General features: G+C 45.4%; 1 protein-coding gene. It reads left to right on the forward strand.

The window, feature by feature from the left end:
* Positions 1-304 precede the first annotated feature (304 nt).
* Positions 305-1,237, forward strand: coding sequence for a helix-turn-helix transcriptional regulator (locus tag QVD32_RS13120; RefSeq protein WP_008862919.1), 933 nt, complete (start codon positions 305-307; stop codon positions 1,235-1,237).
* Positions 1,238-1,503: the final 266 nt, after the last annotated feature.

The following is a 1,503-nucleotide window of genomic DNA, read 5'->3' on the forward strand; positions in this document are numbered from 1 at the left end:
ATTTTTGTCAATAGCCCGCTATTGACTGCCTATCTCGGACTCCAATCTGCTTCAACATAGGTCTCAATCTGTCTCGGAATAAATTTAAAACAGCTTCTATGTATTCGATATTTTCCGATGATTCTTTTATGGCGTTTTGAAGGGTGAATAGAGGGAACCTTGATGTGCGTGGCTTGTTTGTTGTACTGTTGTAAGTGAAAATAGATCTCGGAATCGGGAGAAAATTTTGGAATAGTGATTAGGTGATTGGTGAAATTGCGGGATAGGTATTACTTTTGGAATCATAAAACAGTGGATTTGTGTTATGGCGAAAGAACTTTTCAATCGGTATGTATGGCTGATCGATACGTTGCAGCGTTACGGAAGGCTTACCCGCAGAGAGATAGACGGGTTGTGGCAACGGAGCGAATATTCGGACGGCAAGCCGATGGCTCGACGGACGTTTATGAATTATCGTCAGGCCATACAGGAGATGTTTGACGTGAATATCGAGTGTGATGCTTCTACGTATGAATATTACATCGAGGACCCGGATGCTTTGCAGGGAAACGGTGCACGTGTGTGGGCATTGAACACGCTTGCGGTGAGTAACATGCTGAACGAGAGTCAGGAGTTGCGGAATCGAATCGTTTTGGAGAATATACCTTCGGGGCAGAAATTTTTGAGAATCGTCTTCGAGGCGATGAAGGAGAACCGGGTGCTTATTTTGTCGTATCGTTCATTCCGACGTGTAACAAGTTCGCATACATTGGCGGCTCCCTATTTCGTGAAGTTATTTCGTCAGCGTTGGTATGTCATCGCTAAGGATTTTACGGATCGGAAAATCAAGACTTATGCTTTGGACCGGGTTGCTTCTCTCGAATTGAGCAGTCGTACATTCGTCTATCCCGACAGTTTTTCTCCCATCGATTATTTCCGGGATTGTTTCGGGATTACGCACGACGATATGCCGGCGCAGGAGGTGGTGCTGCGTGTCCCTGCTTTGCAAGCTAATTATTTGAGGACACTTCCTTTGCACGAAAGTCAAGAGGAACTTGACCGGAACGAACATGGCTCTACGTTTCATTACCGTTTGAAAATCACTCCCGATTTCGAACAGGAGGTGTATGCTTTGGGGTATTGGCAAGCTGAGGTTTTGTCTCCGCAGACTTTACGCGATGCGGTGGCTGAACGGTTGTCCCGAAGTTTGGCGTGTTACGGAACGGCGGGGTTATCTTGCCAGGAACGCGGGAAGTAGAAGGTATTTATTTTTTCCTTTCATCGCCGAAAAGAAAGAACCCGGAAATGCAGCCGCTTTTTGTAGCTTTATTGCCCGATAAAGGAGGGGAGAATCTTGTTCTTTTCTTTATATTTTAACCCCCTTACCTTACGTGCACTCCCCCTATCTCATCTACGATGAGCAGAGGGAGAGGATTAAAAGCGACACTTCGATCGGCCTTTTGTGCTTTCTTTTTGCTTTGTGAGTACTTTCTATTCCTTTACAGAAACATAGGGAGAGAGTGA

Origin of the sequence: Barnesiella sp., from assembly GCF_022723415.1 — a bacterium.
GTDB lineage: Bacteria > Bacteroidota > Bacteroidia > Bacteroidales > Barnesiellaceae > Barnesiella > Barnesiella intestinihominis.

Bases quoted from the DNA above. Each gene is read 5' to 3' on its own strand.
- QVD32_RS13120 (WP_008862919.1), top strand. From the start codon at position 305: ATGGCGAAAGAACTTTTCAATCGGTATGTATGGCTGATCGATACGTTG.